This window comes from Rhodopseudomonas sp. (assembly GCF_036404135.1).
Taxonomy (GTDB): Bacteria; Pseudomonadota; Alphaproteobacteria; order Rhizobiales; family Xanthobacteraceae; genus Rhodopseudomonas_A.
On record NZ_DASWPE010000010.1, the window covers coordinates 1 to 1,904 of the forward strand.

At 65.5% G+C, this 1,904-nt stretch carries 2 protein-coding genes and 1 pseudogene; 1 reads left to right on the forward strand and 2 read right to left on the reverse strand.

The window, feature by feature from the left end; genetic code table 11:
- A partial coding sequence (locus tag VGC77_RS01280; protein WP_331169767.1) for an MBL fold metallo-hydrolase occupies positions 1-600 on the forward strand: 600 nt, incomplete at its 5' end.
- Positions 601-606: 6 nt separating this feature from the next.
- On the opposite strand, the gene VGC77_RS01285 is transcribed toward VGC77_RS01280, so the two are convergent.
- Both VGC77_RS01285 and VGC77_RS01290 read right to left on the reverse strand, forming a co-directional pair.
- Entirely contained in the window at positions 607-1,320 is a 714-nt protein-coding gene (locus tag VGC77_RS01285) for an SIMPL domain-containing protein (RefSeq protein WP_331169768.1), read from the reverse strand.
- Positions 1,317-1,778, reverse strand: a pseudogene (locus VGC77_RS01290) (GyrI-like domain-containing protein); the annotation flags it as partial. The gene VGC77_RS01285 and the pseudogene VGC77_RS01290, both read right to left, overlap by 4 nt.
- Between the last annotated feature and the right edge of the window lie 126 nt (positions 1,779-1,904).

Here is a 1,904-nt window from a genome sequence, read left to right on the forward strand (position 1 = left end):
CATTACGACCATCTCGACCTCGCCACGCTCTCCAGGCTGGCCGCCACGTCCAATCCCCGCGTCATCACTCCGCTCGGCAACGACGCCACCATGCGCTCGGCCGACAGCGCGATCCGCGCCGAGGCATTCGACTGGCACGACCGCGTCGAACTGGGCGGCGGGCTGGCGGTGACCCTGGTGCCGACGCGGCACTGGACCGCGCGCGGCCTGTTCGACCGCAACAGAGCGCTATGGGCGAGTTTCGTGCTGGAGACGCCGGCGGGCAAAATCTACATCGTGTGCGATTCCGGCTATGGCGACGGCGGCCATTTTCGCCGCGTGCGCGAGACCCATGGCGCGCCGCGCCTCGCGATTCTGCCGATTGGCGCCTATGAGCCGCGCTGGTTCATGCAGGACCAGCACATGAACCCGGCCGACGCGGTGAAGGCGCTGGCGGATTGCGGCGCGGCGCAAGCGGTGGCGCATCATCACGGCACCTTCCAGCTCACCGACGAAGCGATCGACGCCCCGGTCGGGGAGCTGCGCGCGGCGCTCGATGCAGCGCAGATTCCGCGCGACAAATTCGCGACGCTGCAGCCCGGCCAGGTGATCGAGATCTGAGCCGCGCTACGGCGTCGGCGGCTTGATCGCGAACGACACGTTGACCGACACCCGCAGGGTTTCTTCGCCCTGCGCGACCGGCGCGGGCGCCGCCATGCCGACCATGATCTTGCGATACGAGGCCGGGCCGGGCGCGCTCTCTTCCGCGATGCTGAGCGGGGCGCCGAGCGCCACTCCGGCGGCGCGGGCGTAAATCTCCGCCTTGCGCCGCGCATCGGCGAAGGCTTTGTCGCGGGCCTCGTCGAGCAGTTTGGAAGCCTCGGCAACGCTGAAATCGATGCCGCCGATCTCGTTGGCGCCGGCGGCCACCAGCGTATCGATGACGCTGGCGACCTTGCTGACGTCGCGCAGCCGGATGCTGACCCGGTTGGCCGCCCGGTAGCCGACCACGATGTTGGGGCCGGGTCGATTCTGGTTGCCATATTGCGGCTGCAGCGACAGCCGCGAGGTCTGCAGATCCTTGTCCTCCAGGCCGGCGCCCTTCAGCGCCAGCAGCACCTTGCCCATCGCGGCATTGTTGGCCTCGGAGGCCTCCCGCGCGGTCCGGGCCTCGGTGGTGACGCCGCCATCGACGCTCGCCAGATCCGGCGGCACCGACACGCTGGCCTCGCCGGTCACCGCGATCGCTTGCGGCGGAGCGGTTTGCGCCCGCGCGGGTCCGTTCAGCGCGGCGAGGGCGAGCAGGCCGATCAGCGCCTTGCGGCTGTCCGGCGGGTTCATTTCAGCGGCACATAGACGTTGATCACCAGCTTGTCCTCCGCGGTCTTCAACGGATCGGTGAGGTATTCCTCGACGAAGGTGTCCTTGGCTTCCAGCTTCTTGTCGTCGAGGTGATTGGTGATCGCCTCGTAGGTGTTGTCCATGTTGTCGTAGGAGCCGCGATGCACGAATTTCAGCGCCTTGCCCTCGGGTGATTTGCCGAGGCTCATGTTCTTGCCGAGGTCCTTCGGCTCTTGCTCGACCGGAATCTCCGCCTGATAGGTGAAGCCGGTGTCATCGGTCGAGGTGTAGACGATCATCACATTGCCGGCGGGCTTGATGCCCTGCTTGTCGAGCAGCGCGGTCAGCGTCTTGAACGAGTCGATCAGGGTTTCGAACGCGGAATCCCAATTGGCGCTGCCCTTCAGCACCACCACGCTTTTGCCGCCGAGGGTGATTTCCTCGCCGAACGGATCACTTAAAACTATAAGCATGACAAGAATCAGCGCCTTTTTGCTTTCCTAATCCAATGGTAATCATTTTAGCCATACCGCTTTCACAGGGGCCGCGATAGGCAGTATGCGCTTTGACGCGGTTGATGACAA

Bases quoted from the DNA above. Each gene is read 5' to 3' on its own strand.
- VGC77_RS01285 (WP_331169768.1), bottom strand. From the start codon at position 1,320: ATGAACCCGCCGGACAGCCGCAAGGCGCTGATCGGCCTGCTCGCCCTC.